Genomic DNA, 26,003 nt, shown 5'->3' on the forward strand with positions numbered 1-26,003 from the left:
GAAGGGATCACGCGGCGAGGATCATCGTCTCGAGGCCGGCGAGGAGGGTGCGGGACTGGCCGGCGGGGATGGCGCGGGGCGGCTTGCCGGCCACCGCGCGCGCCATCGCATGGATGTGCGGCGGGGTCGTGCCGCAGCAGCCGCCGACCACGTTGATCAGCCCGGCATCGGCCCATTCGCCGATGAAGCCGCCGGTCGTCTCCGGTTCCTCGTCATACTGGCCGAGCTCGTTGGGCAGGCCGGCATTGGGATAGACCATCACCAACGTGTCCGCGACGCGCGCGATCGTCGCGACATGCGGGCGCAGCTGCGGCGCGCCGAACGAGCAGTTCATGCCGATGGTCAGCGGGCGGGCGTGGCGCACGCTCGCCCAGAAGCTGTCAATCGAATGGCCGGACAGGTTGCGCCCGGACATGTCGGTGACGGTGAAGGACAGCATGATCGGGATTTCGTGCCCGCGCGCCTCGGCCATTTCCAGCACCGCCTTGATGCCGGCCTTGGCGTTGAGCGTGTCGAACACCGTCTCGATGAGGATGAAGTCCGCGCCGCCGTCGACCAGCGCTTCGGCCTGATCGCGATAGACGTCCTTCAGTTCATCGAAGGTGATCGCGCGGAAGCCGGGATCGTTGACGTCCGGCGACAGCGACAGCGTCTTGTTGGTCGGCCCGATCGCGCCGGCGACGAAGCGCGGGCGGCCGTCCGCCGCCTCTGCCGCATCGGCGGCATCGCGGGCGATCCGGGCGGCGGCGAGGTTCATGTCGCGCACCAGATGTTCCGCGCCATAATCGGCCTGGCTGATCCGGTTGGCGTTGAAGGTATTGGTCGAGACGATGTCCGAGCCCGCCGCCAGATAGGCCTCGGTGATCTCGGCGATCACCTCGGGCCGGGTGATCGCCAGCAGGTCGTTATTGCCCTTCTGATCGTGGCCGAGATCGAGGCCGCCGCGATAGGCGGCCTCGTCCAGCCGATAGGTCTGGATCATCGTGCCGAAGGCGCCGTCGGTGACGAGGATGCGGTTGGCCGCCTCGGCGCGCAGCCGCTGGCCCGCTTGGGATGGGGTGAGCTTGGTCATGCCGCGGCCTCCTTCGCCTGTGCGACAGGGCGCTTACCGAGCAGATGGCAGATGGCATAGGCCAGTTCCGCGCGGTTGAGCGTGTAGAAATGAAAATGGCGCACGCCGCCGGCATAGAGCTTGCGGCACAATTCCGCCGCCACCGTCGCGGCGACGAGCTGGCGGGCGGCGGGATGATCGTCCAGCCCGTCGAACAGCCGGTCCATCCACGCCGGGATGGCCGCGCCGCACAGGCCGGCGAACTTGCGCGTCTGCGCCACGTTCGACACCGGCAATATGCCGGGCACGATCTCGGCGGCGATGCCGGCAGCGGCGGCGGCGTCGCGGAAACGGAAAAAGGCTTCCGGCGAGAAGAAGAACTGGGTGATCGCCCGGTTCGCGCCGGCGTCGATTTTGCGCTTCAGATTGTCGAGATCGGCCGCGACCCCTTCGGAATCCGGATGGCATTCCGGATAGGCGGCGACGGAAATCTCGAACGGCGCCACCTTCCTCAGCCCCGCGACCAGCGCCGCGGCATTCTCGTAGCCGCCGGGATGGGACTGGAAGCGCTCGCCCTCGCGCGGGGGATCGCCGCGCAGCGCGACGATATGGCGCACGCCGGCCGCCCAATATTCACGGGCGATCTCGTCGATCTCGTCGCGCGTGGCATCGACGCAGGTAAGGTGGGCGGCGGCCGGGATCTCCGTCTCGCGGGCGATGCGGGCGACGGTGGCGTGGGTCCGCTCGCGAGTCGAGCCGCCCGCGCCATAAGTGACGGAGACGAAGCGCGGCCCCAGCGGCGCCAGCGACTTGAGCGATTCCCACAGCACCGCGTCCATCTTCTCCGTCTTGGGCGGGAAGAATTCGAACGACAGCGCGAAATCGCCGGAAAGATCGGCGAACAGCGGCGCGTCCAGCGCGCGGCGCGCCTCCTCCATCTGGGGCAGGGTGAAGCTCATGATACGGCCTTCAGCAGGGGTTCGGGTGATTGGTCGGCGACCGCGGTGCGCACGGCGAGCCACAATTTGACGGTCAGTTCGCCGCCGTCGAGGGCGGCGATGCGCTCGATGGCGAGGCCGGCGGCGGTGAACCAGCCGGCGATCTGGGCATCGTCAAACCCGAGGCGGGCATGGGCGTCGACGCTGCGCAGCGCCTCGCGGTCGTGTGCCGCGAAGTCGACGATAAGCAGCCGCCCGCCCGGGGCGAGCAGCCGCCCCGCTTCGGCGATCGCGGCGGCAGGCTGCTGGGCATAATGCAGCACCTGATGGAGCAGCACGAGGTCGGTCGCGCCGCTGGCAAGCGGCAGCGCATACATGTCGCCCTGGCGCAGGTCGGCGCGGTCCAGCCCGGCCTCGGCGAGGCGGGCGCGGGCGACGCGCAGCATCTCCGGACTGCGATCAATGCCCGTGGCGCTCTCCGCCGACGGGCCGAGCAGGGCGATCATGCGCCCGGTGCCGGTGCCGATATCGACGAGGCGGCCGACCGGGCGATCCTCCAGCGCGGCGAGGATCGCGGCCTCGACCTCGGCTTCGGCGACATGGAGGGAGCGGATCGCATCCCAATGATCGGCATGCTGGGCGAAATAGCGCTCGGCCGCCGCGGCGCGGTCGGCACGGATCGCGGAGAGGCGGGCGATGTCGGCACGCGCCCAATGATCGGCCTCGGCGTCCGCCCAGCCGTCCAGCGCGGCGAGCAGCGGCGCGACGCGTTCGCGCGGACCCAGCCCGAGGAACACCCAACTCCCCTCCTTGCGGCGTTCGGCAAGGCCGGCGTCGGCGAGGATCTTGACATGGCGCGAGACGCGCGGCTGGCTCTGCCCGAGCACCTGAGCGAGTTCGCCCACCGACAGGTCCATCGCCCGCAGCAAGGCGAGGATGCGCAGCCGCGTCGGATCCGCGAGCGCGCGGAAGATGTCGAGAGCCGGCTGCATGGTCGGATAAGGATATAAAGATATCTTTATATCGGTCAAGATGCTTGTGCCGTGCAAGGGCGTGTGGCACCGCACGCCGCTTCCGACAATGGTCGCCGCCAGGGGGGACTCATGCGCGCAATCGGGCCGCTACTGGCCGCTGTCCTGCTCGCCGGCTGCGCCACCACGGGTGCGCGGACGCCGGGCGATCCCTATGAGAAGTTCAACCGCGCGATGTGGGGCTTCAACATGGGCGTCGACAAGGTGGTGCTGAAGCCCGCCTCCAACGTCTATCGCGCCGTCACGCCCAAGCCGGCGCGGCGCGGCATCAGCCATGTCTTCGCCAACCTGTCCGAGCCTTTCTCGGCGATCAACGCGCTATTGCAGGGCAATGCCAAGCGCGCGTTCAATTCGCTGGGCCGGTTCGTCGTCAACACCACGATCGGCATTGGCGGCCTCGCCGATCATGCCAGCAAGATCGGGCTGAAGCCGACCCCGGAGGATTTCGGCCAGACGCTGGCGGTATGGGGCGTCAAGCGCTCGGCCTATCTGGTGCTGCCGATTCTCGGGCCGTCGACCGTGCGTGACGGCGTCGGCTCGGTCGCGTCGCAGTTCATCGATCCCTACCGGATCTGCCTGCGAGACTGCGAATTCCTGCCCAAGGGCGTGCCCACCGCCATCAACGTCATGGAAGTGCTGAGCGCGCGCTCCGACCTCGCCGAGGCCGGCGCCGACGATTTCCTGAAGACCAGCGCCGATCCCTATGCGACGGCGCGCTCGGCCTTTTTCCAGCGCCGCGACGCCGCCATCGCCAATCGCGACGGCGATGCCGCGGTGAGCAACAGCGACGACGCCGCCGTCAACGCCGCGCTCAAGGAAATCGACGACCGCGGGGCGCCGCAGGAGCCTCCGCCCCCGCCGCCCGCCCCCACTGCGAACGAGCCGCCCAAGTAGACTAGTTCGATACTAGGGATTGCACCCCGTTACGGCCCCGGATAGTTGTGGGGGAGGCCGACGAACGGGGGCGCGCGTCCGCGGGGTCCGCCTGTCGGTGTGGAAAGGGAACGGAGACATGCCCGTGAACAAGATTATCGCTCTGCCGCTGATCGCTGCCCTGGCCCTGGGGGCCGCCGCCTGCTCGCAAAAGTCCCAGAACGAGACCAGCGAAGCGGCCAGCTCGATCGGCAATGACGTGAGCGCCACCGCAGACAACGCCGTTTCGGACGTCAACGCCGCGGCGGCCGATGCCGGCGCCAGCGCCGACAACGCCATCGACGCGGCCGGCAACAGCGCGGCGGCCGCCGGCGACACGGTGTCCAACGCCACCGCCAACGGCCTCGACGCGAGCGCCGACGCGATGCGCAGCGCCGCGGACAAGACCCGCCGCTGATCCCGCTCGGGAACGCACGGACAAGGGCGATCCTTGTCCGGCAAAAGGAAAGGGCCGGGGGGATCGCCCCCCGGCCCTTCCTGTTCGTGCGTCGGGAGGACGGACTTAGAAGTCCATGCCGCCCATGCCGCCCATGCCGCCGCCGGGCATGCCGGCCGGGGCCTTGTCCTCGGCGGGCAGTTCGGCGATCGCCGCTTCCGTGGTGATCAGCAGGCCGGCGACCGAGGCCGCGTCCTGGAGCGCTGTGCGCACGACCTTGGTCGGGTCGATCACGCCGGCGGTGACGAGGTTCTCATAGGTGTCGGTCTGGGCGTTGAAGCCGAGCGTCGGATCATTGCCCTCGAGCAGCTTGCCCGCGATCACCGCGCCGTCATGGCCGGCATTCTGGGCGATCTGACGGACCGGGGACTGCAGCGCGCGACGGATGATGTCGATGCCGCGGGTCTGGTCGTCATTGGCGCCCTTCAGGCCCTCCAGCGCCTTGGTGGCGTAGAGCAGAGCCGTGCCGCCGCCGGGGACGATGCCTTCCTCGACCGCTGCGCGGGTGGCGTGGAGGGCGTCGTCGACGCGATCCTTGCGCTCCTTCACCTCGACCTCGGTCGAGCCGCCGACCTTGATCACCGCCACGCCACCGGCCAGCTTCGCCAGACGCTCCTGGAGCTTCTCGCGATCATAGTCGGAGGTGGTCGCCTCGATCTGCTGGCGGATCGCGTCGGTGCGGCCCTTGATCGCCTCGGCTTCACCGGCGCCATCGACGATGGTGGTGTTGTCCTTGTCGATCGACACGCGCTTGGCGGTGCCGAGCATGCCCAGCGTCACGCTCTCGAGCTTGATGCCGAGATCCTCGGAGATCACCTCGCCCTTGGTGAGGATGGCGATATCCTCAAGCATCGCCTTGCGGCGATCGCCGAAGCCCGGCGCCTTGACGGCCGCGACCTTGAGGCCGCCGCGCAGCTTGTTGACGACGAGCGTGGCCAGCGCCTCGCCCTCGATGTCCTCGGCGATGATCAGCAGCGGACGGCCGGTCTGCACCACCGCCTCGAGGATCGGCAGCATCGCCTGCAGGTTGGAGAGCTTCTTCTCGTGGATCAGGATGTACGGGTCGGAAAGCTCGACCTGCATCTTCTCCGGGTTGGTGATGAAATAGGGCGACAGATAGCCGCGGTCGAACTGCATGCCCTCGACGACGTCCAGCTCGAACTCGAGGCCCTTGGCCTCCTCGACGGTGATGACGCCTTCCTTGCCGACCTTGTCCATCGCCTCGGCGATCTTCTCGCCGACGACGGTGTCGCCATTGGCGGAGATGATGCCGACCTGGGCGACCTCATTGGAGCCGGCGACCGGCTTGGAGCGGGCCTTGATGTCCTCGACGACCTTGACGACGGCGAGATCGATGCCGCGCTTCAGGTCCATCGGGTTCATGCCGGCCGCGACCGACTTCATGCCCTCGCGCACGATCGACTGGGCGAGCACGGTGGCGGTGGTGGTGCCGTCGCCGGCGACGTCGTTGGTCTTCGACGCCACCTCGCGCAGCATCTGCGCGCCCATGTTCTCGAACTTGTCCTTCAGCTCGATCTCCTTGGCGACGGAAACGCCGTCCTTGGTGATCCGCGGCGCGCCGAAGCTCTTGTCGATGACGACGTTGCGGCCCTTCGGGCCGAGCGTCACCTTGACCGCGTCGGCGAGGATGTCGACGCCGCGCAGGATGCGCTCACGGGCGTCGCGGGAGAATTTCACGTCCTTGGCTGCCATCTTGGCTACCTTTCAAAATCGGGAAGTTGACGAAGTTGACGCTATCGCAGGGTCGCGGCCTCAGCCGACGATGCCCAGGATGTCGCTTTCCTTCATGATCAGCAGATCCTCGCCGTTGATCTTCACCTCGGTGCCGGACCATTTGCCGAACAGGATGCGATCGCCGGCCTTGACGTCGAGCGGCGTGATCTCGCCCTTGTCGCTCTTCAGCCCCGAGCCGGCGGCGACGACCTCGCCCTCCTGCGGCTTTTCCTTGGCGGTCTCGGGGATGATGATGCCACCGGCAGTCTTCTCCTCGGCCTCGACGCGGCGGACCAGCACGCGATCGTGCAGCGGACGGAAGTTCATGGGTATCACCCTCTTGTTGAGTGGATGCGAAACTGGTGTTGGCACTCAGCCGTGGCGAGTGCCAGCGCTGGCCATATGGGCGGCACGGGGCGGGGGTCAAGCCGCTCGATGAGATTTTCCGGCGCGCCGTTTACTCAGGACAAGCCGTAGGATAGCGCTCCACGGCGACGGCGGGATGACGACGAGCGGGATGATCGGGTGATGCGGCTGTTGAAGGGTATCTGGCGGTTCCTGGTCGGGGTGAAGGACGCGCTCGTCCTCATCGCCATGATCCTGTTCTTCACCACTCTCTATGCCGTGCTGTCGGCGCGGCAGCAGACCAATGTCGCCAGCGCCGGCGCGCTGCTGCTCGATTTCTCCGGCTCGCTGGTCGAACAGCCGGCGGAGGCCGAGCCGCTCGACCTCATCTCCCGCGCCGGGGCGCCGCGCGTCTCCGAATATCGTCTGCGCGACGTGGTGCGCGCCATCCGCGCCTCGGCGCGCGACGCCAATATCAAGGCGGTGGTGCTCGATCTCGACGGTTTCAACGGCGGCGGCCAGGCGGCGGTGGCCTCGGCGGGCGCGGCGCTCGACGAGGTACGGCGCGCGGGCAAGCCGGTGTTCGCCTATGCGACCGGCTATGGCGATGACAGCTACCAGCTCGCCGCGCACGCCTCGGAGGTCTGGATCAACCCGCTCGGCGCGGTGCTGCTGACCGGGCCGGGCGGCTCGCATCTTTATTACAAGGGGTTGCTCGACAAGCTCGGCATCGAGGCCAGGGTCTACAAGGTCGGCCAGTTCAAGTCCGCGGTCGAGCCCTATATCCGCAACGACCAGTCGCCCGAGGCGCGCGCCGCCAACCAGGCGCTGGCCGATGCGCTATGGTCGGAATGGCGCGGCGAGGTGATGCGCGCCCGGCCGACGGCGAAGCTCGCCGCCTATCTGGCCGCGGCTGCCCGGGGCGAGATGCCCGGCGCCAATTTCGCCGAGGCGGCGCGCGCCGCCGGCCTGGCCGACAAGGTCGGCGATCGCGGCGAATTCGCCCGTCGCGTCGCCGAGGTCGCGGGCGCGCCGGCCGCGGGCGGCGGCGCCGAGTTCGCCACCGTCTCGCTCGGCCGTTACATCGCCCAGACCCAGCCCGGCACCGCCGGCGATGCGATCGGCGTGGTGACGGTGGCCGGCGATATCGTCGACGGCAAGGCGCCTCCGGGTACCGCCGGCGGCGAGACCATTTCCCGGCTGCTGCGCGACGCGCTGGCCACCAACCGGCTCAAGGCGCTGGTGGTGCGCATCGATTCGCCGGGCGGATCGGTGACCGCGTCCGAGCAGATCCGCTCCGCCGTGCTGGAGGCCAAGCGGCGCGGCCTGCCGGTGGTGGTGTCGATGGGCTCGGTGACGGCGTCCGGCGGCTATTGGGTGGCGAGCGCGGGGGACATGATCTTCGCCGAGCCTTCGACGATCACCGGATCGATCGGGGTGTTCGCGATCCTGCCGACCTTCCGCGCCACGCTCGCCAAGCTCGGCCTGTCGGCAGACGGGGTCAAGACGACGCCGCTGTCCGGCGAGCCGGACGTGCTGCGCGGGCCCAGCCCGGAGGTCGACAAGCTGCTCCAGGCCGGCGTCGACCAGATCTATGCCCGCTTTACCGGCATCGTCGCCGCGTCGCGCCATTTGCCGGTGAAACGCGTCGACGAGATCGCGCAAGGTCGGGTGTGGGCCGGCGGCATCGCCCGCCAGATCGGGCTGGTCGACCGCTTCGGCGGGCTGGACGACGCCATCGCCGAGGCGGCGAGGCGCGCGAAGCTCGATCCCGGCGCCGTCCACCCGGTGTTCATCGAGCGCGAGCCCTCCTATGCCCGCCGCCTGCTCGCCGACATGATCGGCCGCAGCGACGACGACGCCTCGGCGTCGGCGAGCGATCCCTTCGCCCATGTCGTTGTCCGCCCGGACGTGCTGCTCGGCCGCGCGCTCGGCGAGGCGCGGCGCGTGCTGGCCGGGCCGACCATCCAGGTACGCTGCCTCGAATGCGGAACGCCCGCGCCGGCGCCGTCACTGCGCGCCGACGGGCTGGCGACGCTGCTGCTCGCGCGGCTGGGCCCGGGCTAGGGTCGGCCGCTCGGCCTGACCTGGATGCGCAGCCCCGACAGCGGCGCCGCACCGAGTGCAAGCGATCCGCCGGGCGTCAGGCCGCTTACCGATCCGTCGAGGAAGCGCGCCTCATAGGCTAGCTCATAGTTCGCCGCCGCCTCGCCCCGCAGCATGATCTGGACACCGTGGAGCGGCCGGCCTTCGCCGCGCGTTCCGGCGAAGACATGGCCTTCGACGGGCTTTGACAGCACGCCCTCGGGGCCGGCCACGCAAAGTCGGATGTCGTGCGGCGCGATCTCACGTCCCGGCACCAGCGCCAGCCCCTCGATCGCACCGCCGCCACTGCCGAGCCAGCCCGCCGGCGCGGCCCAGACATCGCCTGTCCCGCCGATATGGGCATGCGCATCGATGAGCAGCGGCGGCGCCTCCGGCCAGTTCGCGCCCTCGCCGAACTGCGTCAGCCAGGCGCCGACCAGCCGGGCCGCGTAACGCAGCATCTGCGGGCGGGTGAGGTAGTCGCGGGCAAACTGCGTTGATCGCGCGGCAATCGCGCGGTGCAACGCATCGTGTCGGCCGGCCTCGTCGAGGAGGGCGAGCACGCAATCATCGTCGATCGCCGGCAGGTAATGGACCCACGGCTCCAGTCCGTGGAAATAATAGAGCAGATAGGGTGAGTTGTATTTGACCAGCACCCCGCTGCCGAGCAGCGAGCGATACACGCGCGAGCAGGTCGCGCCGTTGCCATCCATCGAAAGCATGTAGCGATAGCGGCTTTGCTCGGCCCAATCCCGCGGCTCTCCCTGCACGCCGAGCGCTTCGATCATCGCGAGCGTCTCGGGCGTATCATGCTGCACGATGATCGGCAGCTCGAACCGCACAGCCGGGTGATTCTTGAAGAATACCGCCGAGCGGAGGCGCTGATTGCGTCCCTCGCGCACATGGGCGGCGGTGAGCATCGGATTACCGGTTGTCGCCCCGACAAACACGGCGGCGGGCAGGCGATCGTCATAGTCGCAGGCATCGGCCGGGTCGCGGATGTACCAGTGATTCCCGATCAGATCGACATCCGGCAGCAGGATGGTATTGGCTCCGCGCCGTTTCTGGAAGGTGAAGACCGGAACCGAGTGGCGCGGCCTGCCGAGATCTTCGACATCGAGCGCCAGCACGCCCCGTCCCTTGACGGCGAAGCCCGCCAGAGCATCGCGCAGGAAGTCGGCGTAAAGGGAGGCGCGGTAGGCGAGCACGGCGTCATGGGCGCTGCCGGAAGGCTTCTCCTCGATCGCCACCGCGCCATCGGCGATGTGGACCAGGAAGATCGAGGGGGCGGCTGCGGCTGCTGCCCGCAACTCGGCCTCCAGCGCCTCGCGCCCGACGGCGAAGCCGGTCCAGGGCGCCAGCTCGAGCGCCGCCCATTGATCTATCACTGCCCCCATAGGCCTCCGCTAGCCGCGATAGGCGGGCAGGGCCAGTCCCCGCTTGATCGCGAGCGCGCGAAGCGTGAAGCCCGCCACCGCGGCGATGCCGGCGGCCGGCGCGAAGGGCAGGCCGATCAGGCCCAGCAACACGAACAGCCCGGCCGAGACGGCCGCCGCCGTGACGTAGATTTCCGGGCGCAGGATGATCGAGGGCTCGCCCGCGAGCACGTCGCGGAACACGCCGCCCATGCACGCGGTGACCACGCCCATCACCGCGGCAGGCAGGGGCGGCACGCCGTAGGCCAGCGCCTTGGACGCGCCGTACACCGAATAGGCGGCGAGCCCCAGCGCATCCAGCCAGTCCAGCGTGCGATCGCGCCACCAGTGGCGCGGCGTCACCCACACCACCAGCGCCATGATCAGGCACACGCCCAGGGCACGATTGTCATGGATCCAGAAGATCGGCGCGCCGATCAGCAGATCGCGGGTGGTGCCCCCGCCGGTGCCGGTGATCGCCGCGAAGAAGGCGAAGGTGACCAGCGTCTGCTCGCGGCGCGCGGCCTGCAGCGCACCCGACGCTGCGAACACCGCGATGCCGGCGAGGTCGGCCCAGGGCAGCACCGTGCCGAGCTGCTGGGCAAGCGGCGCCAGCGGGGCGAGCGGCGGCGGCATCACGGCCGGTGATGATCCCGGTACCAGTCGACGAAGGCGGGGATGCCGATGTCGATCGGCGTCGTCGGCGCATAGCCGTGATCGCGCGCGATGGCGTCGATATCGGCATAGGTCGCCGGCACGTCACCGGGCTGCATCGGCTGATAATCGATGATCGCCTCGCGCCCGCAGGCCTCGGCAAGGAGGGCGATGACCCGCTCCAGCTGCTCCGGCCGGTGATTGCCGATATTGTAGAGCGCGTGCGGGGTGTTGCTGCCGCCGGCCTTGACGGCGCCGTCGTCGGCGGGGGGCATGTCGAGACAGGCGATCACGCCGGCGACGATATCGTCGATATAGGTGAAGTCGCGCGACATCCGGCCGTGGTTGAACACCGGGATCGGCTGGCCGGCGAGGATTGCACGGGTGAAGATCCACATCGCCATGTCCGGCCGGCCCCACGGCCCGTAGACGGTGAAGAAGCGCAGGCCCGTGAGCGGCAGGCGATAGAGATGGGCGTAGGTCTCGCTCATCAGCTCGTCGGCCTTCTTGGTGGCGGCGTAGAGGGAGAGAGGGTGATCCACCCGGTCCTCGACACGGAACGGCAATGTGGTGTTCCCGCCATAGACCGAGGAGGAGGAGGCATAGGCGGTGCTCGCCACCCGCCGGGCGCGGGCGAGCTCGAGAATGTTTAGGTGGCCGACGAGGTTGGAGCGGGCATAGGCGCGCGGGTTCTCGAGCGAGTAGCGCACGCCTGCCTGCGCGGCGAGATGGACGATGCCGGCAAGCTCCGTCGCGCCGAGCGCGGCGTCGAGGGCCTGCTCGTCGGCGATGTCGGCGGCCGCGAAGCGGAAACGGTCGCCGGCCCCGGCGGCGAGCGCCGCCAGCCGGGCGTGTTTCAGCGAGACGGGATAATAATCGTTGAGATTGTCGACACCGATCACGCGATCGCCGCGGCGGGCGAGCGCGCGGGCGACGTGGAAACCGATGAAGCCGGCGGCACCTGTGACGAGGATGGTCATTCGCGTGTCTCGTCCCCCGGACCGGCTGCCTTCCCATCTAGACGCCGGACGCGGGAAGGTGAAGAGAGCGGCGGACGACAAGGGTCAAGGCGGAAATGGAGCGGCTCCGTCTTGCCGGCATGGGTTGGGAAGGCCAAGACAGGCAGGATGAAGGCCGCGCGCTATCTGCTCGCCCCGTGGTGGCTGGTTTCGCTGGCCACCGGGGCCAAGGCATTTTCGGACAATCCGCTGATCGGATCGCCGTTGCTCAACCAAGCCGGACTGCATGCCGGGCGAGTCTGGCTCGCCTCGGCGATGGCCGGGATGCGCCGGCGGCGGCTCGCCCATCTGGTGGATGCGGAGAGCCGGGCGGCGTTCGACCGGGACGGCTTCGTCGCGATCCGCGACTTCCTGTCACCGGACCTGTTCGCGTCGCTGAGGGATCAGGTGTTCGCTTTCCCGGCGGCGGCGCGCGAGATGGTACAGGGCGACACGATCACCCGCCGTATCGCGCTCGATCCGGAGGGTCTGGCAGCGATGCCGGCGGCGCGCGCGCTGCTCGCCGATCCGCGCTGGCGGGGGCTGATCCGCTATGTCGGCAGCTACGATCAGGAGCCGCTGACCTATGTCCAGACGATCCTGTCACACCGCCACGACGCGCCAGCCGACCCGCAGGAGACGCTGCACGCGGACACATTCCATCCCACCGTCAAGGCGTGGCTGTTCCTGACCGACGTCGCGCAGGACGAGGGGCCGTTCACCTATGTGCCCGGATCGCATCGCCTGACGCCGGAACGGCTGGCATGGGAGAGGGCGCGCTCGCTCAGGGCGCGGGAGCTGGACCGGCTGTCGGCGCGCGGCTCGCTGCGCATCCAGGCGGACGAGCTGGCGGCGCTCGCCCTGCCCGGCCCGCGCGCGCTGGCGGTGCCGGCCAACACCCTGGTCGTGGCCGATACCTATGGCTTCCACGCGCGCGGGCCGTCGGCGCGGCCGTCGACGCGCGTCGAGATCTGGGCCTATGGCCGGCGCAACCCGTTCCTGCCGTGGACCGGGCTCGACCCGCTGAGCCTGCCCGGCATCGCCGAGCGACGCGTGCCGCTGATGTGGGCGATGCACGATCGGCTGCGGAAATGGATCGGCCAGCCCTGGGCCGATGTCGGTCGCAAGCGGGCCGCGGATTCGTGACGCCGCTGCTCCGCTCGCCGCCCTTTCCCGGCGTGGCGCCGGCGGTGGCGGCGATCAGCCACCCCGCCGCGCGGCCCGTTGCGGACGATCCGGGGCGGCTGGAGGCGCTGGTCGCCAGCATCGCCGCGACCGGGGTGGCCGGCAGCTTCTGGCGCGACCAGCCGGCGGCAGACGCGCGCGAGGCCCGGCTGATCGCGGCGATCGCGGCTGGCGATGCCGGCGCCGACGGGCTGGCCGAGGCGCTGCTCGGCCCCGCCTATCGCGATCCGTTCAGCGGCGAGGCCATCGCGCCCGAGCAGGCGGTGGCGATCCTCGGCCATTGGCGCGCGGTGATCGAGGCCAATCGCGGCATCCGCGCGGCGGCCGGCATGGCGTGGTGGAAGCGCCGCGCCATCGCCCGCTTCCTGTGGTCCGGCGAGCCGCTCGCCTTCGTCCGCTCGGCGGCAGCGGCCAGGGCGGCGGCGGGGCAGGGCGCGGTGGCGGTGTGGCCGTCGCGCGCCCCGGCCGGGCTCGGCGAGGCGGGGCTGCCGATCGTGTCGGTGGAGGACGGCTTCATCCGCTCGATCGGGCTCGGCAGCGATCTCCACCCGCCCTTCTCGATCGTCGTCGACCGCAGCGGCATCCATTATGATCCCTCGCGGCCGAGCGACCTCGAAACCATTCTCCAGACGGCCGAATTCACCGACGATCTGCTCGCCCGCGCCGGCGCGCTCGCCGAGGCGATCGTGGCCGGCGGGATCAGCAAATATGCGGTGAGCGGCGCCACCGCCCCGCGCGCGGCCGCCGATGATGACGGCCGCCGCGTCGTGCTGGTGCCGGGGCAGGTGGAGGACGACATGTCGGTCCGCCTCGGCGGGGCGGGGATCAGGAGCAATGTCGAGTTGCTCGCCCGCGCCCGCGCCGCCGAGCCGGACGCGCGCATCCTGTTCAAGCCGCACCCCGATGTCGACGCCGGCCACCGCCCCGGGCGCGTGCCGGATGCCGCGATCCTCGCGCACGCCGACGAGATCGTGCGCGGCGAGGCGATGCCGGCCTTGCTGGCACGGGTCGATGCGGTGCATGTGCTGACCTCGCTGACCGGGTTCGAGGCGCTGCTGCGCGGACTGCCGGTGACAACCCACGGTCAGCCCTTCTTCGCGGGCTGGGGGCTGACCACCGATCTCGCGGGCTCAGTTGCGCGCCGGACACGACGATTGACCGCAATGCAACTTATTGCCGGGGTGCTAATTCTGTATCCACGGTATATGGACCCGGTAACGGGCCTGCCCTGCCCGGCCGAAGTCCTGGTCAGGCGATTTGCGGAACAGGCCCGGCCGAGCACAACAATGCTCGTGCGGGCGCGACGGTTGCAGGGTCGCCTGGTGCGTGCGTACCGGTTCAGGAGGCAAGGGACATGAAGCATCGACCGATAGACCGGCGGGTCTTCCTGTTCCTCCAGGGGCCGCCCGGTCCCTTCTTCGCGCGGCTCGGCGCGGCGCTGGCCGGCGCCGGGCATCGTGTCCACCGCATCAATTTCAACGGCGGCGACCGCTTCAGCTGGCCGGGCCGCGCCACCAATTATCGCGGCACCGCCGAGGAATGGCCGCGCTTCTTCGAGGAATTCACCACCAGGCACGGCGTCACCGATCTCGTGCTGTTCGGCGATTGCCGGCCGTTGCATCGCGCCGCCCACGGCCTTGCCACGATCAACCGGCTGTCGATCCACGTCTTCGAGGAAGGCTATATCCGGCCGGACTGGGTGACGCTGGAGGCGGACGGGGTCAATGGCCACTCCACCTTGTCGCGTGATCCGGAATGGTATCTGCAAGCCGCCCGGGCGCTGCCGCCGATCCGGCCGCAGGCGCCGATCGCGGCAAGCTTCGCCCGGCGCGCGCGCGAAGCCTATGATTATTATCAGGCCTGCGTGCTGGAGCGCGGCTATTTCCCGCATTACCGGTCGCACCGCCCCAATTCGGCGATCGGCGAGGGCTTCGGCTGGCTGATCCGCCTCGCGACCCGCAAGCGGGCGCGGGAGCGTTCGCAGCGGATCATCGCCGACCTCGCCGGCCAGCCCTATTTCGTCTTCCCGCTACAGCTCGATTCCGATCACCAGATCCGCGTCCACTCGCCGTTCGGCAATATGCGGGTGGCGATCGACTATGTCGTCGCCAGCTTCAGCCGGCGGGCGCCGGCCGATGCGATCCTGGTGCTGAAGGAGCATCCGCTCGACAATGGCCTGATCAACTGGCGGCGCTATGCCCTCCAGCGCGCCGCCCATCACGGCGTGGCGCAGCGCGTCGTCTATATCGAGGACGGCGATATCGAATCGCTCGTCTCGGGCGCGCGGGGCCTCGTCACCATCAACAGCACCACCGGCACGCTGGCGCTCGCCGCGGGCATGCCGACGGCGGTGCTCGGCCAGGCGGTCTACGACATTGCCGGCATCACCCATCAGGGCCCGCTCGACACATTCTGGGCCAATCCGCGCCGGCCCGATCCGCGCTTGTGGGACGCCTTCTGCCGGGTGCTGCTGGATCGCTGCCTGATCCGCGGCGGCTTCCTCTCCGACGAAGGGCTGGACCTGCTCGTCGAGAATGCGGCGGCGCGCCTCACCACCAAGCGCGCCGACGAGGTCGTGGAACTGCCGCTCAGGATCAGCGCGCCGGCGGCCGCCCCCCAGCCCGTGGCGTCCTGACGGCACCGGAGCGACGCCCATCTGCCGCCAACCCCGTCCCGCCGGAGCCGATCGGTGACCCGGCCGGAAATCATCCTCGACCTGTCGCGCCTGATCTCGCGCGTGCTTCATCCCACCCCGACCGGCGTCGACCGGGTCGAGATGGCCTATGCGCGCGGCCTGATCGCGCGGACCCACGGCACCGGGCTCTCCTTCGCGGCGCTGCATCCGGCCGGGCTTTACGGGCGGCTGCCCGAGTCCGAGGTGCTGCGTTTCCTCGATCGCACCGAACATGGCTGGATGGAGCGCGACACGCCCGACCCCGGCGCGCTGAAACGGGCCGCTATGGCGACGCTGGCGGCGCTGCGTCCGCGCATCGTGCCGCGCGCGCGCGGGCCGCGGGTCTATCTGCAATCCTCCCCCCATCATCTCGACAAGCCGGAACGGGTGGCGGCGATCCTGGCGCGGGAAGAGGCGCGCTTCGCGGTGCTCGTCCACGACCTGATCCCGATCGACTATCCGGAATATGCCCGGCCCGGCGGCGCCGACCAGCACCGCCGGCGGGTGGCGACGATCGCGGCCCATGCCGATGGCATCATCGCCAATTCGGCCGCGACGCTCGCCTCGATCGAGCCCTGGCTCGGTGAGCGGACGGTGGCGCGCCGCGTCGCCCTGCTCGGCGCGGACGATTTCATCGACCGCGACGATCCGCCGGCCGATCTCGGCACCCCCTATTTCCTGTGCATCGGCACGATCGAGCCGCGCAAGAACCACCTGTTGCTGCTCAACCTGTGGAGGCGCTTCGCCGCCGAGGGCGGTCCGGTGCCGCGCCTCGTGCTGGTCGGTCGACGCGGCTGGGAGAATGAGAATGTCGTCGACATGCTGGAGCGCTGCCCGGGCCTCGCTCCTCACGTCGAGGAGCGCGGCACGGTGCCGGACCGGATGGTGCGCCGGCTGATCCGCGGCGCGCGGGCGCTGCTGCTGCCGAGCTTCGCCGAAGGCTATGGCATGCCGGTGGCCGAGGCGCTGGCGATGGGCACGCCGGTGATCTGTTCCGACCTGCCGGCGCTGCGCGAGGCGGGCGGGGCCGCGCCGGACTATCTCGACCCGCTGGACGGCATCGGCTGGGCGCGCGCGATCCGCGACTATGCGGGTGAAGGGTCGCCGCGCCGCGCCGCCCAGGCCGCACGCATCGGCGGCTGGACGGCACCCCGCTGGGCGGGCCATCTCGACACGGTGCTCGCGCTGGTCCAAGAGGTCGCCGACAGGGATTTCGTGGCCAGGCGCCCGACAAGAGTGACGGCATGACAACGGAAAGAACCGCCTCGGGCAGCAGCCTGATCCGCGCGCTGGAAGTGCAGTGCAATGTGATCGGCGCGCTGATGATGCGCGAATTGCACACCCGCTACGGCCGCGAGAATGTCGGCTATCTGTGGATGATCCTGGAGCCGATGACGCTGGCGACGGCGGTGGGGCTGATCCATCTCGCCCAGCCGGCCCATACCGTGTCGGACATCAATGCGGTGGCGATGTTCTCGCTCGGCTACTGCGTGTTCATCATGTTCCGCGGCATGTTCAACCGGGCCGAGGGCACGATCGAGGCCAACCTGCCGTTGCTCTATCACCGCATGGTGACGGTGTTCGACCTGCTGCTTTCGCGGGCGCTGCTCGAGGCGGCGGGGACGACCTGCACGCTGATCGTGATGCTGTTCTTCGGCATCATGCTCGGCCTCACCCATCTGCCCTATCGGCCCGAATATCTGATGGGCAGCCTGTTGTTCATGGCGTGGTTCTCCTTCTCGCTGTCGATGCTGGTATGCGCGGGCACCCACGACAATCGCCTGCTGGCGCGCTTCGTCCACCCGATCAGCTACATCCTGATGCCGATCTCGGGCGGCTTCTATCAGGTGGGGTGGATCCCGGAGCCCTATCGGACGTGGCTCTCCTGGTTCCCGATGGCCAATATCTTCGAGATGGCGCGGTACGGCCAGTTCCGCGCTGCGCCCGACACCTATTTCAGCATCCCTTATCTGATCGGCAGTTGCATGCTATTGAGCGTGCTCGGCCTTCTCGCGATCAAACTCGTCCGTCGCCATATCCATCTGAACTAGTAGGCCAGCTTTCCGGATACCCGCCCAATGCATGGAATTACCTCCGACACCCTCCGCCGCCATTTCGATGGCGCCCAGGCCCGCGCGCCGCGCGTGACGACATGGGTGTGGAATCACCGCTGGTGGCTGGGCGTCGTGCTGCTGCCGACGCTGATCGCGACGCTCTATTACGCGGTGTTTGCGGCCAACCAGTATGAATCCGAAGCGCATTTCATCGTGCGTTCGGTGTCGCAGCCATCCAGCCCGATGACCGGGCTCGGCGCGGCGCTGTCGCTGGTCGGCGGCTCCGGGGCGACGAACAGCGATGCGCTCAGCGTCGGCGACTATCTGAATTCGCACGATGCGGTGGCGGCACTGCAGAAGCGGCTGGATCTGGTGTCGATGTTCCGCCGGCCGGAAGCCGATGTGCTGAGCCGGCTGCTGGTCAGCCATCCGACTCCTGAAAAGCTCTTCGATTTCTACAAGAACAAGGTCGACGTGACCCACGAGACCGAGACCGGCCTGATGATCGTCAAGGTCAAGAGCTTCCGCGCCGCCGACAGCTACGCGATCATCAACGCGATGCTGGATCTGGGCGAGCAGCGGGTCAACCAGCTCAACGAGCGCGCCTACAAGAGCAGCCTCGCCTCTGCCCAGCGCAGCGTTGCCGAGGCCGAGGCCGGCGTGACGCGCGCCCAGCAAGCGGTGACCGCTTATCGCCAGGGCCGCCGCAACATCGACCCCAAGGCGACCGGCGCGGCGCAGGTGTCGCTGGTTACCGGACTGCAGGCTCGCCTGTCCCAGGCGCGTGCCCAGCTGGCCACCCTCTCCGCGACGCTGGCACCCAACAGCCCGCAGGTGGAGGTGGCGCGCCAGCAGGTGGCGGCGCTCGCAGCCCAGGTCGGCGCCCAGGAAGGCCGGTTGACCGGCGGCAGCAACACCATCGCCGCGGTCGCTGGCGGTTATGAGGAGCTGATGCTCCGCAAGGATTTCGCGGAGAAGCGCTACGAAGCCGCTGCCGCCTCGCTGGAGAAGGCGCGCGAGCAGGCCCGCCAGCAGCAGCTGTTCCTGGTGCGCGTGGTGGAGCCGAACATGCCGGTGAAATCCACCTACCCCAAGGCCTTCAAGACGATCGCCACGATCTTCTTCGCGCTGGTGCTGGCCTATGCGATCGGCTGGCTGATCATCGCCGGCATGCGCGAGCACGCCGCCTGATAAAAAGGGCGGCCGCCCCGAAGGACGGCCGCCCTTTTCGCGCTCTGCTCGCCGGAGGCTATTTCCGGTTGACGGTCGCCACGGTGACGGCCGCGGCGGTGACCGGCGAGAACAGCAGGTTGATGATCTGCACCAGCTTCGCCGCTGAATTGGCGCTGGCATTGGCGACGTAGATCACGTCCTTGTCGCGCATCGCGAAGCGCTGGGCGAGGAAATAGCTGGACGGCTTCATCAGGTTCAGCCGGTAGATGGTCGGGATCGGGTTGCTCTTCGGATCCTGGCCGGGCGCATAGCGGAACAGGAACACTGCGGTGGGATCGGCGAGATTGTCTGCCGGGCCGCCGGCGCGCGCGATCGCCTCGGCCAGCGAGACCGACGGCGCCCCGAACGGGCGCTGGTCGAGCCGGCCGGCGGCGCCGAACACGGTGTAGCTGCGCTCCTGCCGGATCAGCTCGATACGATCCCGCGGCAGCAGCACGAGGTCGTCCACGGAATGCGACCGGATGTCCGAGAGCAATGCGTGGACGGTGGTGGTGCCGCGGGTGAAGCGGACGAGGATGTCCTCGGGATTGTCGCCGCCGCCGGCGGTGGCGCCGGTGGTGCCGCCGGCATCGGCGACGATGTCGAGCAGCGTCTCGCGCGCGCCGGAAAGCTGATAGCGGCCCGGGTTGCGCGCCTGCCCGCTGACCAGCACCGTGCTCGCCCGGCTCTGCGCGAGCGAGACGACGACCTGCGGGCTTTGCGACTTGCCCTTGAGACCGGCCTCGATCATCGCCGCGGCTTCATTGGGCGTCTTTCCCGCCACGACGAGGCGGCCGACATAGGGCACGGAAATGGTGCCTTCCTCGTCGACGGCCATGCCCGAAACCGCGCCGCGCCGGGCGGCCGCGGTATCCATCGCGGATTCCGAAATCTGCAGGCCCGCGCCCGGCGCGAACAGCGAGGCGCCGACCTCGAAGATCGAGACCTGCAGCGTGTCGCCCGGGCCGATCACGTCGACCCGGCCCGCCCGCGCGAGCGCGGCGAGCGGCGTCAGCGGCGTGTTCGGGTCCTCGACCGGCCTCGCCTCGAGGCCGGCGACGGTGCCCGCGTCGACGTCGAAGATGCGCATGCCCATGGCGTTGATGTCCGGCTGGGTCTCGCGCACCACTTGCTTGGCGGTGGGGCCGCTCGACGGCAGCGAGGCGCAACCGGCGAGGGAAAGCGACGAGGCCGTCAGCAGCGCGACCATGCGCTGTGCCGGGGAGTTCGACTTTACCATGATTCCCTGGGATCCTTCAGTCTCTGATGCCCGCGCGGGCGAGGCCGGCGCGATAAAGAGTCTCGATAGCGTGCCCGTAGCGCGCGGCGCTGAAATTGCCAGCCTGTTTCGGGCCGCGTGCGGCGAGCTCGGCGCGCAAGGCGCTATCCCCGTCGAGCCGGCGCAGCCCCTCCGCGATCGCCGCCACGTCATAGGGATCGACCATCAGCGCGGCATCGCCGACCACCTCGGGCAGCGAGCTGGTGTTGCTGGTGAGGAGCGGCGCGCCCAGCGCCAGCGCCTCCAGCGCCGGCAGGCCGAAGCCCTCGTAGAGCGACGGGAAGGTGACGGCGCGGGCGCCGCGAATCAGCTCGATGAGCAGGCCGCGCGGCAGATAATCGACGACGCGCACCCTGGCGCTGGCCGACAGCGTCTTGCCATGGGCGGTGCCGAGCAGGCGCAGCGCCTCCTCCGATTTCCAGCCGCCCGCGCCGACGATGACGAGCGGCGTCTCGATATCGGCGGAGAGATAGGCCTCGATCAGCCGGCCGACATTCTTCTTGGGCTCGATCGCGCCGAAGAACAGGAAATAGCCCTGCGGCTCCAGGTCGAACAGGCGGCCGAGGCGGCGCCTGAGCGCTGCTGCGTCCTCCTGCGGGGCATCGGCGATATCGACCGGCTGCCAGGTGTTGACGACCTTTTCGGGATCGGTCGGGAACAGCTCCAATATGTCGCGGCGCGACGCCTCCGAGACGGTGCAGATCGCCGCCGCCTCGGCGACGCAGGCGCCGATCAGCGCGTCATAATAGCGCTTGTCCTCAAGGCTGGTGTGGGGGAGCCGGAGCGGGACGAGATCGTGGATGGTATAGATGTTGGCCGCGCCCTCCAGCCGCACCGGCACCGGATAGGTCCAGTGCATCACCTTGGGCGGATCGGGCACGCGCACCGTCATGAACTTCTTGTAGCGGCGGAAATGGCGCACCGACTTGGTGAACAGCGAGCCGAGCGAGAACAGCCGGTCGAATTCCGGCAGCTTGCCCTGAAATTCGGTGGCGACCACGCGCCCGGACACCGGGATCGGCACCATGTCCCGCGCGAACGGCGGCTGGAAGGCGCGCATCAGCGCGCGCCGCACCGTCATCTTCAGCTTCTGCCCGGCCGGATCCCCTTCCGAGAGGCGGGCGTAGAACAGCGATTCGCGCAGATCCTCGCGCGCCTTGTGGCTCACCTCCAGCCCGAACAGCAGGTCCACCGGATGGCCTGCCTCGCGCACCGCGCGGGCAAGCGTGCGGCCGTAGGTGGCGACGCCGGTGCCGCGGGTCATGGCGAGGTTGTAGCCGTCGATGCCGACCCGGAAGCTCATGCCGCGACCTCCGCGTGGAACGCCGCGAGCCGCGCCGCATAGGCGGCGGGCGTGAAGAAGCGCGCGCGTGTGCGCCCGCGCGCGGCGAGGTCGGCGCGGAGCGCGTCGTCCCCGTCGAGACGGCGGATGGCGTTGGCGATCGCGTCGCAGTCGAGCGGATCGACGAGCAGCGCGGCGCCGCCGGCCACTTCGGCTGTTGCCCCAGGTTCGGAAGTCATCACCGGCGTGCCTAGCATCATCGCCTCGACGATCGGTAGCCCGAAACCTTCGGCGAGGCTGGGGAACAGCATGGCGCGGGCGTCGCGGATGAGCGCATGGAGCGTGGCGCGGTCCTGCCACGGCAGGCGGACGACACCCGGCATCGCCGCCAGCCGCGCGGCCAGCGCCGCGTCCCCGGTCGGGCCGGCGAGGACGAGCGGGCGGGCGATGCCGGCCCGGGCATGGGCTTGCGCCAGCCGAGCGAGGTTCTTGCGCGGCTCGATCGTGCCGCAGAACAGGTGATAGCCGCCCGGCGCGAACAGCGACTGGTTGCCGGGTCGGGGATCGGCCGCCTGCCAGCAATTGCCGACTTGCGCCTCGGGCCAGCCGAGCAGGCGGACGATCTCGTCGCGCCCCGCCTCGGAGACGGCGAGCAGCCGGTCGGCATGCGGCAGGATCGCGTCCAGCAGGCGGCGGTGACGGCGCGGCGAGATCGGCGTGAGGTCCGGCCGGGCGAGGGGGATGAGGTCATGCACCGTATAGACGTTGCGCCAGCCCGCCAGCATCAGCGGCAGCGGATAGGTCCAGTGCATGATGCCGGGCGGGCCGTCCGCCTCGAGCACAAGCGGCCGGCCATAGAGGTCGAGATGGACCTGCGCCTCGCGGAACAGGCCGGGGCCAGCAAGCAGCGCCCCGGGCCCCGGCGCCAGCCTGCGCCTGCCCGGAAGCGCGGCGCGGGCCAGCCGGGCGAGCCGTCCCGGCGCGCGGCCCGGCTGTTCGCGCAGCACGAGCGGCGGCCGGCCGGCGGCGGCGAGGGTGGCGAACAGCATGTCGGCATGGCTGCCCACGCCCGTTGCGGCGACCCCCAGCATGCGGCCGTCAATGCAGAGTAAGGGAGAGTTCATGATCACCGTGCGACGGGACGGCCGGAAAAAGGGCCGCATCCATCGTCTCCGTCTAGCGTTTCGGCTGGAATGAGGCCACATGGGCTGCGAACCGATCGGGACGACGCATGATAACCTTCGAGAATGTATCGAAGACCTACCACATCCGGCGCTTCAGCAAGCAGGTCCTCAAGGATGTGAGTTTCCGGATCGCGCCGGGCGAGAGCGTCGGCATCTGCGGCGGCAATGGCGCCGGCAAGTCGACGCTGATGCGGCTCATCGCCGGCATCGAGACGCCGACCACCGGCACCGTCACGCGCGACATGACCACGTCCTGGCCGATCGGCTATGCCAGCTGCTTCCAGTCCAGCCTGACCGGCGCCGACAATTGCCGCTTCATCGCCCGCATCTACGGCATGCCGATCGAGCCGCTGCTCGCCTATGTCGAGGACTTCGCGCAGCTCGGCGCCTATTTCTACCAGCCGATCAACACCTATTCCGCCGGCATGACGGCGCGTCTCGCCTTCGGTGTGTCGTTGGCGATCGATTTCGACTGCTATCTCGTCGACGAGGTGACGTCGGCCGGCGACGCGCGCTTCCGCCAGCGCTGTCAGGAGGAGCTGACCCGGCGCCGCGACAATGGCACGCTGGTGATGATCAGCCATGATTTCGGCGTGCTGCGCGAATATTGCAGTCGCGGCGCGGTGCTGTTCGACGGCGTGCTGACCTTCTACGACACGATCGACGAGGCGGTCGCCGTGCATGAGGAACTGCAGCTGCGGCCGGTGCATATCCGGGCAGCGGCCTGACCTGACCGCTTCTCCCCGACCCGGGAGAGCAGCCTAGCGCTCCAGCATCAGCATCTGGTCGAGATGAGCAGGTGCGGCCAATATCTCTGCGCGGGTGCGGGGCAGGATGCCCTGCCTGAGGTCGATTTCGCCGAGGCGGAAGCCGTGCGCCAATATCTCGTCGAGAAATGCCGCCGGGTTGGCGTAGCGCGCTGCGGCGAACTCCAGGATGATGGTCAGCGGGCGGTTGCGCGCGAAGATGCCGGCCATGCCGCGCCAGATATCCTCCTCCGCCCCCTCCGCGTCGATCTTGATGAGGTCCGCGTCGAGCAGCTCGGGGAAGCTGTCCAGCCTGCGGGTGGTGAGCGTGGCCGCCTTTTCGTGGCTGATGCCCTCGTCGCCGGTCGCCGCGATGTGGCCCGACGGGCGGATATGGGCATTCTTGGGCTCGCCGTGCGGAACCACCAGGTCGACGGGCAGCCCGTCCTCGGCGCCCAGCGGCTCGGGATGGATGGTGGTGTTGGAGTAGAAGCCGTTGACGTGGCAGCTCTCGCGCAGCCGGTCGGCGATCGGCGGGTTCGGCTCGAAGGCGTGGACATGGCCCGTCTCGCCGACCAGATCGGCGAGCAGCACCGAATAATAGCCAAGATTGGCGCCGACATCGACGGCGATCATGCCGGGCCGGACGCGCTCGATCAGCGCCTCGGTGACCCATATCTCCCAGAAGCCGTCCAGCATCAGGTGGGTGGAAAGGCCGCGATCGGTGGTGTCGACGAACATCTTGTAGCGGCCGAGCACCCGGCACAGGCCCCAGTTGTTGCCCAGATAGGCATTCATGCACAGGCCGCGGATCGCGATCTGGTTCCTGGCGCGGGTGGCGCGCTCGATCGAGGCGATGTCCATCAGCGTGGGGCTCTTGAGGCGACGCCGGCGAAACAGGGAGAAGGCCATGATGTTCGCTTTATGGTTCAGGCGATGCCCAGCGCGGTGAGTGCGGCCTCGATCGGGGCGATATCCTGGGGGTTGTTCAGCTCCCACATGTCGCGGCCGCGCGGGTCCACCTCGGCAACGGCGACGGGAAGATCGGCGTCGAGGAAGCGCAGTTGCTCCAGCCCCTCGAGCAGCTCCAGCGCCGAGACCGGCGCCGCGACATAGGCGGCGAGCCCGGCCCGGCGATAGGCATAGGCGCCGATATGCAGGAACACCGGCAGCCCCGGATCGCCGCGCTGCTTTTCCGGCACATGCGGGATCACCGCCTTGGAGAAATAAAGGGCGCGGCCGCCGGCGCTGACCGCAGCGGTGGTCCCGCCGACGCGGCCGGCGGCCTGATCGGCGAGCAGCCGGCCATGCACGGCAGGCGTCGCGCGCACCACCGGCGTCGCCATCGCCGCGGCGGCATCGGCGACGAGCCGGGCGACGATCGCGGTGATGAACCAGGGCGGGGTGAGCGGCGCATCGCCTTGCAGGTTAACGATGATGTCGATGTCGTCGGCAATGGCCGAGAGCGCGGCGGCGCAGCGCTCGGTCCCGTTGGCGCACGCTTCCGGCGTCATCGCGACGGTGGCGCCGAACGCGCGGGCGGCCTGCGCGATGCGTTCATCGTCGGTGGCGATGATCACCGTCGCGCAGCCGGGCACGGCCATTGCCGCCTCCCAGCTGCGCTGGATCAGCGACTTGCCGTTCAACGGAACGAGCGGCTTGCCGGGATAGCGGGTGGAGGCGAATCGCGCCGGGATGACGATCGCAAAGGGCTGGTCAGACAAGGTCGAGCCTGAGGAAATCGTGGATGTGGACGAGGCCCACCGGAACATCCGGTTCGCCCGTGCGCCCACCGGTGACGAACAGCGCGGTGATGCGGCGGGCCTTCATCAGCGCCAGCGCATCCTCGGCATAGCCGTTGGCCGGCACGGTGACGGGGTGGCAGGTCATCACCTGTTCGGCCGTCATGTTGAGCAGCTGGTCGGCGTGGCGGCGGAGGTCGCCGTCGGTGATCACGCCGAGCAGCCGGCCATCGGCATTGACCACGCCGGCAATGCCGAAGCTCGCCGCCGTGATCGTCACGATGACCTGCGCCATCGGCGCCGTCGGGCTGACCAGCGGCAGGCCGGGCGCCGGATGCATCAGCGTCGATACCGGCTTGAGCCGCAGGCCGATATTGCCGCCGGGGTGCAGCGCCTGGAGCCCGTCGCGCGACACGCCACGCTCGCGCATCGCGGCGATGGCCAGCGCGTCGCCGAGCGCCAGCATCAGCGCGGTGGAGGTGGTCGGCGCGATATTGGCCGGGCACGCCTCGCGCGATTGCGGCAGCAGCAGGCGGATGTCCGCGTCGCGCATCACCGGCGAATTTTCCTGGGCGCCGATGCCGATCACCGGGATGCCGAGCCCGCGGGCGTGGCGCATGATCGGGCGCACCTCGATGGTGGCGCCCGAATTGGACAGCACGATCAGAAGGTCGCCACGCACCAGCATGCCGAGATCGCCGTGGCTGGCCTCGGCCGGGTGGACGAACAGGGCCGGCGAGCCGGTCGACGCGAGGGTGGCGGCGAACTTGCGGCCGATATGCCCGGATTTGCCCATGCCCGAGACGACGATGCGCCCGCGCGCGCCGAGAATATGATCGACCGCCGACACGAAATTATCATCAAGTCCGGCGATGAGCAGCGAAAGGGCCGCGGCTTCCGTCTCGATCACTTCGCGGCCGTAGCCGGCGATGCGCTGCGCCATTTCCTTGGCGTCGGGCTCATGACGGTCGAAGCTCTGCGTTGCCAAGTGTTTATACCCTTGTCGCGCCGCATCGATGCGGTCT

General features: G+C 69.3%; 24 protein-coding genes. 10 read left to right on the forward strand and 14 right to left on the reverse strand.

Annotated elements, in window-relative coordinates:
- Positions 1 to 7: 7 nt before the first annotated feature.
- From KOF26_RS04595 to KOF26_RS04605, 3 genes are read right to left on the reverse strand one after another with little or no spacing between them, the layout of a single operon-like run.
- Complete coding sequence (locus KOF26_RS04595) at positions 8 to 1,072, reverse strand: homocysteine S-methyltransferase family protein (protein ID WP_216320828.1); 1,065 nt, start codon at positions 1,070 to 1,072, stop codon at positions 8 to 10.
- Complete coding sequence (metF, locus tag KOF26_RS04600) at positions 1,069 to 2,010, reverse strand: methylenetetrahydrofolate reductase [NAD(P)H] (RefSeq protein ID WP_216320830.1); 942 nt, start codon at positions 2,008 to 2,010, stop codon at positions 1,069 to 1,071. The genes KOF26_RS04595 and metF overlap by 4 nt, the downstream gene beginning before the upstream one ends.
- Positions 2,007 to 2,981, reverse strand: a complete 975-nt coding sequence (locus tag KOF26_RS04605; protein WP_216320833.1) for an ArsR/SmtB family transcription factor — start codon at positions 2,979 to 2,981, stop codon at positions 2,007 to 2,009. Before KOF26_RS04605 ends, metF begins: the two co-directional genes overlap by 4 nt.
- Before the next feature lie 111 nt (positions 2,982 to 3,092).
- Between KOF26_RS04605 and KOF26_RS04610 the strand changes: the two genes are divergently transcribed.
- Positions 3,093 to 3,914 (forward strand): MlaA family lipoprotein, encoded by an 822-nt coding sequence (locus KOF26_RS04610; RefSeq protein WP_216320836.1) that lies wholly within the window; start codon positions 3,093 to 3,095, stop codon positions 3,912 to 3,914.
- Between the two features lie 124 nt (positions 3,915 to 4,038).
- A complete protein-coding gene (locus KOF26_RS04615; protein ID WP_216320839.1) occupies positions 4,039 to 4,350 on the forward strand; it encodes an entericidin EcnAB in 312 nt (103 codons plus the stop codon).
- 105 nt (positions 4,351 to 4,455) lie between these two features.
- Here KOF26_RS04615 and groL read toward each other — a convergent pair whose 3' ends face one another.
- Together groL and groES are read right to left on the reverse strand one after the other, a co-directional pair.
- Complete coding sequence (groL, locus tag KOF26_RS04620; protein WP_216320842.1) at positions 4,456 to 6,102, reverse strand: chaperonin GroEL; 1,647 nt, start codon at positions 6,100 to 6,102, stop codon at positions 4,456 to 4,458.
- A gap of 60 nt (positions 6,103 to 6,162) precedes the next feature.
- Entirely contained in the window at positions 6,163 to 6,450 is a 288-nt protein-coding gene (gene groES, locus KOF26_RS04625; protein WP_216320845.1) for a co-chaperone GroES, read from the reverse strand.
- A 201-nt stretch (positions 6,451 to 6,651) separates the two neighbouring features.
- Between groES and sppA the strand changes: the two genes are divergently transcribed.
- The gene (gene sppA, locus KOF26_RS04630) at positions 6,652 to 8,535 is read left to right on the forward strand and encodes a signal peptide peptidase SppA (RefSeq protein ID WP_216320848.1); all 1,884 of its coding nucleotides are present in this window, start codon (positions 6,652 to 6,654) and stop codon (positions 8,533 to 8,535) included.
- Here sppA and KOF26_RS04635 read toward each other — a convergent pair.
- From KOF26_RS04635 to KOF26_RS04645, 3 genes are read right to left on the reverse strand one after another with little or no spacing between them, the layout of a single operon-like run.
- Positions 8,532 to 9,950 (reverse strand): glycosyl transferase family 90, encoded by a 1,419-nt coding sequence (locus KOF26_RS04635; RefSeq protein WP_216320851.1) that lies wholly within the window; start codon positions 9,948 to 9,950, stop codon positions 8,532 to 8,534. The genes sppA and KOF26_RS04635 overlap by 4 nt on opposite strands.
- A 9-nt stretch (positions 9,951 to 9,959) precedes the next feature.
- Complete coding sequence (locus tag KOF26_RS04640; protein WP_216321709.1) at positions 9,960 to 10,604, reverse strand: trimeric intracellular cation channel family protein; 645 nt, start codon at positions 10,602 to 10,604, stop codon at positions 9,960 to 9,962.
- Positions 10,604 to 11,602: an SDR family NAD(P)-dependent oxidoreductase gene (locus tag KOF26_RS04645; protein WP_216320854.1), complete on the reverse strand. Its 999-nt coding sequence runs from the start codon at positions 11,600 to 11,602 to the stop codon at positions 10,604 to 10,606. The genes KOF26_RS04640 and KOF26_RS04645 overlap by 1 nt, the downstream gene beginning before the upstream one ends.
- 147 nt (positions 11,603 to 11,749) lie before the next feature.
- Here KOF26_RS04645 and KOF26_RS04650 point away from each other — a divergent pair, with 147 nt between their 5' ends.
- Genes KOF26_RS04650 through KOF26_RS04675 form a run of 6 tightly spaced genes read left to right on the forward strand, consistent with a single transcriptional unit; the run spans position 11,750 to position 18,724 of the window.
- Positions 11,750 to 12,766, forward strand: coding sequence for a phytanoyl-CoA dioxygenase family protein (locus KOF26_RS04650; protein ID WP_216320856.1), 1,017 nt, complete (start codon positions 11,750 to 11,752; stop codon positions 12,764 to 12,766).
- Positions 12,763 to 14,163: a capsular polysaccharide export protein, LipB/KpsS family gene (locus KOF26_RS04655; RefSeq protein WP_363181810.1), complete on the forward strand. Its 1,401-nt coding sequence runs from the start codon at positions 12,763 to 12,765 to the stop codon at positions 14,161 to 14,163. Before KOF26_RS04650 ends, KOF26_RS04655 begins: the two co-directional genes overlap by 4 nt.
- On the forward strand, positions 14,160 to 15,440 hold the full coding sequence (locus KOF26_RS04660) for a capsule polysaccharide biogenesis protein (RefSeq protein WP_216320864.1): 1,281 nt from the start codon (positions 14,160 to 14,162) through the stop codon (positions 15,438 to 15,440). The genes KOF26_RS04655 and KOF26_RS04660 overlap by 4 nt, the downstream gene beginning before the upstream one ends.
- 54 nt (positions 15,441 to 15,494) lie before the next feature.
- Entirely contained in the window at positions 15,495 to 16,727 is a 1,233-nt protein-coding gene (locus tag KOF26_RS04665; RefSeq protein WP_363181812.1) for a glycosyltransferase family 4 protein, read from the forward strand.
- Positions 16,724 to 17,530, forward strand: a complete 807-nt coding sequence (locus KOF26_RS04670; protein ID WP_216320867.1) for an ABC transporter permease — start codon at positions 16,724 to 16,726, stop codon at positions 17,528 to 17,530. The genes KOF26_RS04665 and KOF26_RS04670 overlap by 4 nt, the downstream gene beginning before the upstream one ends.
- Positions 17,531 to 17,557: 27 nt before the next feature.
- Positions 17,558 to 18,724: a KpsE/RkpR family capsule polysaccharide export protein gene (locus KOF26_RS04675; RefSeq protein ID WP_216320871.1), complete on the forward strand. Its 1,167-nt coding sequence runs from the start codon at positions 17,558 to 17,560 to the stop codon at positions 18,722 to 18,724.
- A gap of 58 nt (positions 18,725 to 18,782) precedes the next feature.
- On the opposite strand, the gene KOF26_RS04680 is transcribed toward KOF26_RS04675, so the two are convergent.
- From KOF26_RS04680 to KOF26_RS04690, 3 genes are read right to left on the reverse strand one after another with little or no spacing between them, the layout of a single operon-like run.
- A complete protein-coding gene (locus KOF26_RS04680; RefSeq protein ID WP_216320874.1) occupies positions 18,783 to 19,985 on the reverse strand; it encodes a polysaccharide biosynthesis/export family protein in 1,203 nt (400 codons plus the stop codon).
- Between the two features lie 16 nt (positions 19,986 to 20,001).
- Positions 20,002 to 21,327, reverse strand: coding sequence for a glycosyltransferase family 4 protein (locus KOF26_RS04685; protein WP_216320877.1), 1,326 nt, complete (start codon positions 21,325 to 21,327; stop codon positions 20,002 to 20,004).
- Positions 21,324 to 22,397 (reverse strand): glycosyltransferase family 4 protein, encoded by a 1,074-nt coding sequence (locus KOF26_RS04690; protein WP_253201094.1) that lies wholly within the window; start codon positions 22,395 to 22,397, stop codon positions 21,324 to 21,326. Before KOF26_RS04690 ends, KOF26_RS04685 begins: the two co-directional genes overlap by 4 nt.
- 140 nt (positions 22,398 to 22,537) lie before the next feature.
- On the opposite strand from KOF26_RS04690, the gene KOF26_RS04695 reads away from it, so the two are divergent.
- On the forward strand, positions 22,538 to 23,218 hold the full coding sequence (locus tag KOF26_RS04695; protein WP_216320883.1) for an ABC transporter ATP-binding protein: 681 nt from the start codon (positions 22,538 to 22,540) through the stop codon (positions 23,216 to 23,218).
- 33 nt (positions 23,219 to 23,251) lie between these two features.
- Here the strand turns inward: KOF26_RS04695 and KOF26_RS04700 are convergent, their stop codons facing one another.
- The 3 genes from KOF26_RS04700 to KOF26_RS04710 are packed head-to-tail and all read right to left on the reverse strand — an operon-like array spanning position 23,252 to position 25,966.
- A complete protein-coding gene (locus KOF26_RS04700) occupies positions 23,252 to 24,148 on the reverse strand; it encodes an FkbM family methyltransferase (RefSeq protein ID WP_216320888.1) in 897 nt (298 codons plus the stop codon).
- Positions 24,149 to 24,165: 17 nt separating this feature from the next.
- Entirely contained in the window at positions 24,166 to 24,960 is a 795-nt protein-coding gene (kdsB, locus tag KOF26_RS04705; protein ID WP_253201095.1) for a 3-deoxy-manno-octulosonate cytidylyltransferase, read from the reverse strand.
- Complete coding sequence (locus KOF26_RS04710; RefSeq protein WP_253201096.1) at positions 24,953 to 25,966, reverse strand: KpsF/GutQ family sugar-phosphate isomerase; 1,014 nt, start codon at positions 25,964 to 25,966, stop codon at positions 24,953 to 24,955. The genes kdsB and KOF26_RS04710 overlap by 8 nt, the downstream gene beginning before the upstream one ends.
- Positions 25,967 to 26,003: the final 37 nt, after the last annotated feature.

This window comes from Sphingomonas quercus (assembly GCF_018863195.1).
GTDB classification, from domain to species: Bacteria; Pseudomonadota; Alphaproteobacteria; order Sphingomonadales; family Sphingomonadaceae; genus Solisphingomonas; species Solisphingomonas quercus.